This is a genomic window from Bartonella sp. AA1HLJMS, assembly GCF_042197445.1.
Lineage (GTDB): Bacteria > Pseudomonadota > Alphaproteobacteria > Rhizobiales > Rhizobiaceae > Bartonella.
Genome location: NZ_JBHIRW010000071.1, coordinates 1 through 3,952 on the forward strand (window position 1 = coordinate 1; position 3,952 = coordinate 3,952).

Sequence of the window (3,952 nt, forward strand, 5' to 3'; positions counted from 1 at the left end):
GGATAATTCTGAAAAGATCGGTGGATTTCATACGCTATGTGCGGATGTTGGTGAGATCGAAGGTCATCTCTTATCGGGTTACCAAGCCGGGGATGTTTTGCCCAATTCTGTTTGGTGTTTAAATCACTGTCCGAGGAGTGATCCAGAGGGAATGGTTTACGATCCGTGGAAGAATATTTGGGTTGATATTTATCTTCAATCAGGGACAGATGCAAATGCAAAGTTGGCATATGGTGTTCCGATTACGATCAATCGTAGCTATGCGGATCATGCATTTGATTTTTGGTCTGTTAATAAGAGATTTTTGACGAGTGATGAGTTTTCGCCATGCATGTATGGAAGTAATCAAGCAACCAGTATTGTCGGCAATCAAGCGCCTTCTCTTAAGACGTCTGGAGGACACGTTGATACAAACAATAGACGGATGATTTCGCATATCGGTTGTGAGGATGGTTGCGGTTATGTTTGGCAATATTTATCTGGTTGTTATCCAGTGACTAAATGGCATACAGGGGAGCAAGGAAGCAGTTTACGTGTAGACATAAATGTTATGTTGGAAGGAGGCGATTGGACTGGTGGCTCTAACAATGATCATCTTGTACGGAATTTTGCGCATTCTCGTTATGTAGAAGATGAAAAAATAGGCGCCCGTGGATGTAGCGAGCCACTTTATTATAATTAACGCGAGATTGATTAGAACATCATTTTATCCAGCCCCACTTTTGTGGGGCTTTTTTTATGGAGCGTCAGATGAGAAAGATATCGAAAGAAGGATAGGCACTTTATCTTGAAGTTTTAAAATCAAAGCTTTTTCTACTAAACTCATGATGTCAACCAGAGCAGTACAATCTTATCACTCATATTTTCATGTCTAGAAAATTGAGATAATGCCATCCATAAATCGCATAAGAAGTTAGAATCTACCTTCATTGCACACCTCCGTGGACTTGTTCTCTCAAACATGCCGCCAATCTTTTAGGTGTGATTTTTGTTGAAGGCAGCACCTTTTCTGTTCCATCCGATTTTTGAATGGTGATGGCAGAACAGTCCATGAATCCTTTGTTGATTTTATCCTGATTAAGGTAACAATGGACCACGTCGATACACCCAATCATTTTTACGTAAGTAATCTATTAAATCCTTTGGTCTTATCTCCAACATCTTCGCGGCTTCAATCAAACCAAACAAACCATCAGAGCGTTTTAAGCCTTCTAAAGCTTTTGGTGCTAATTCTGAAATAACATGGTTTTTCTGCTTAATTTGATTTTGTAGATGATTTAAGGCGCCAAGTAATACCTCGGGTTTGGAGTAATCAATTTGTGGAATAGCTACTTGTCTTTCCAACTCTTTCCAACGGTCAATTATCTTTGCTCGTAAGGCAGTGCTGTAACTAGAAACAAGAATTAAGCATTCACGCTTTGGCAGGTTATAACAAGGGCGGCTTTCACTTTTGTTATCAAGGTAGTGCCCACCAAAATCAACCTCCTCAAATTTGAGGGCGTTAAGTTCTTCAAGCGTTTTCTTGATGTCACGCATAATATTGTCATGCCTTTTGCCACATAATTCAGTAATTTTAATAATGGTATTCATAAAGAATTCTTAGATGTTAGACGTTCCTTAATGACATTCTAAAAGAGTGCTGGGCACTAAGAAACACGGCATCTAGTCCGTCGTTACGCCTTTCCCCGAAGGGGGTATATGGCATAGCCACACCTGACAAAGCTATTAGCATACAATGAGTTAAAGCTTTTAAATTGCGGAAGATTAGTTATTTCGGCAACTAATCCGCTAGTTGTTTTAAGGTGTTTTCTAGGCACCTGATTCGAAAATACCTATTACTATAGAATTGTCCAGCAACAAAAATTACTTTTTGCTAAGAAAACGTTTCACATACTGTACAGTGTACATATTGAAATTGTTATTTATCAATGAGTTAAGTGTACAATGTACAGTCAAATTAAAAATTCTGTCGCTAGCGATAGTTCGCTCTAGCTTGACCCGCAACAAAGCCAACCCGCTGGGAAGTGCCTTTTACATTGATTTTATTAACTTTTTTATGGAAAAACAAAGCATAAGTGATAATCTGTTTTTAAAATTGCAATCAAAGTGTGTAATGCATAAACTCATAAGGATATGGAATATATAGATAAAGTTTAAGAACATAATCTAGCCTTTCTTATTAGCAGCCAGCGTATTCATGATGAGCAAGTTGGTACTGTATATTGGCAATTAATCTCTCATTGGCTTTTTTTACAATAGCACTTGTAATCTCTGGCTTTGACATCACCCTAGCAATTGAGGGTTCCTCTTGTTTTGCAATGGGGAATTGATCTCCATCCGCTCTTTGAAACACATTCCCTCCCATTTTCAATTCAACACGCTTTGGAAAACTCCCATCCTTGATAAAACCATGGGGTAAGATTTCTTTCTTTCCAAACAGTTGTGTAAGTCACGCCGCGTTTTGTTCTTTTGCTTTAAAAAATTTAAGAAGTATCGGTGTTCCAGAACCAATGATATCTGTCTCAAGAAACCTTGCTGTCGCCTTTTCTTTAATATAAATACCTTGCTTAACATGCTTTGATTGGGCAGATGTAACATCGGCAATTTGCTTTTCAGTAAAGCGTTCGACTGTTTTGCTGCGGTGTTTAGAGCATTACGCACAGCCCAATTAAGGCGTGGTGCTTGAAGACTGGTGAAGGTATCCTTCACCTGTTGAAGATACCATTTTGGGTAGATGATTAACTTCAACGTCTAAGCCTTTTTAAGAGTAGGTGTTGATGATTGAGAGACCTTAGATGCTTTTGGTTTTTCGAGTAAGGTTTCTTCAGTCATTGGTTCAGATGATGTTTGCGCTACTTCTTGTTCTATTTGCTTAATTTGTTCAACTGTCTTTTCAGGTTTTGCTGTTGTTTTGACTCCAATAAAAGGTTTTACAGCATTGGCGCGCTTGAGACGTGCGTAGACTTGATTGGAAACTTCAACAAATGGATTATTGGGTGTTGATGGTTCAAAGCGAACAGTGCTTTTATTGTCGCCAACAACACACATTGGCTTAGTGATGACAGCTTTCATCATTGCTCCTTTTGAGTCATAATTAATGACATAATTAGTCAATTATTGATTTTTATTCTGTGAAAAATTGATTAGCTGATTGTCAGCAGAAAAAATCATGATCTTATGCTTTTTTACTTTTTACCTAAAGTTGGTGTTTTTAAACATTAAAAAGTGTAGAAAAAATTCAAGTAAGAAATGTTGATACCCTTGCTAAGACTTCGCCCATTACGCGCTACTATATCTAAAGTATGGCGGTTGGTCGCAGCGTATCACGCCTGTTGTATGCAGCCCTGTTCCCACCAATGAAATAGCAAAATCTGCTGTTCTAGCAAAATTTTCTCCACTCGTAATGGGCAAAACAATGGGTGTTTTTGTTAAACGATTAAACGCCTCCGGTGACACAATCAGTACAGGACGCGTTCCTTTTTCTCATAGACAGAGGTTGGGTCAAGCGATACAAACCAAATTTTACCCCGCTTCATTACAAGAGCTCTCTGCCAATAAGCTTAGCATCAAACCACTCTACATCTTTATCCGCAAAATCGTCTGAAGGATTACATTGGGCTAACAATTCTTCAAGAGTGTAATTTTGCGATATTTGTGGTTTCTCAACCAATTGTCCATTATCAATAGCCAAACCCACTTGCATATTTTCAGTAAAATGAAGAACATCAAACAATGCAGGCGGTATAGAGATCATAACGGATCCTCCAACTTTACGTAATTTTGTTGTGCATAAAATGCCCTCTCTAATATTATACAAAAATATAACATAAAGCCCATGATTTAATAGCTTTTTATGCTTTTGTGTAAATGTTTAAGAAGCGCATTTAGAGCAATACGCAATATACTCTGAATAAAGTCAATATTTTTTATCTCTCTGTTGATCTCGTCTATA

The 3,952-nt window shown here is 38.0% G+C and carries 3 protein-coding genes and 3 pseudogenes; 1 reads left to right on the forward strand and 5 read right to left on the reverse strand.

What is annotated here, in order from left to right; translation table 11 throughout:
• Window positions 1-682 (forward strand): annotated as a pseudogene (locus tag ACFIQE_RS08845) (hypothetical protein); the annotation flags it as partial.
• A gap of 244 nt (window positions 683-926) precedes the next feature.
• Here ACFIQE_RS08845 and ACFIQE_RS08850 read toward each other — a convergent pair.
• The 5 genes and pseudogenes from ACFIQE_RS08850 to ACFIQE_RS08870 form a co-directional block, all read right to left on the reverse strand.
• Window positions 927-1,590, reverse strand: a pseudogene (locus ACFIQE_RS08850) (phage antirepressor KilAC domain-containing protein).
• Between the two features lie 589 nt (window positions 1,591-2,179).
• Window positions 2,180-2,748 (reverse strand): annotated as a pseudogene (locus tag ACFIQE_RS08855) (hypothetical protein).
• A 3-nt stretch (window positions 2,749-2,751) separates the two neighbouring features.
• Complete coding sequence (locus ACFIQE_RS08860; protein WP_375707561.1) at window positions 2,752-3,072, reverse strand: hypothetical protein; 321 nt, start codon at window positions 3,070-3,072, stop codon at window positions 2,752-2,754.
• Window positions 3,073-3,279: 207 nt separating this feature from the next.
• Complete coding sequence (locus ACFIQE_RS08865) at window positions 3,280-3,456, reverse strand: type II toxin-antitoxin system PemK/MazF family toxin (protein WP_375707562.1); 177 nt, start codon at window positions 3,454-3,456, stop codon at window positions 3,280-3,282.
• A 79-nt stretch (window positions 3,457-3,535) separates the two neighbouring features.
• Window positions 3,536-3,754: an antitoxin gene (locus ACFIQE_RS08870; RefSeq protein WP_375707563.1), complete on the reverse strand. Its 219-nt coding sequence runs from the start codon at window positions 3,752-3,754 to the stop codon at window positions 3,536-3,538.
• Window positions 3,755-3,952 lie beyond the last annotated feature (198 nt).

Coding starts and splice junctions, on each gene's coding strand:
- ACFIQE_RS08860 (WP_375707561.1), bottom strand. CDS start 3,072: ATGAAAGCTGTCATCACTAAGCCAATGTGTGTTGTTGGCGACAATAAA.
- ACFIQE_RS08870 (WP_375707563.1), bottom strand. CDS start 3,754: ATGATCTCTATACCGCCTGCATTGTTTGATGTTCTTCATTTTACTGAA.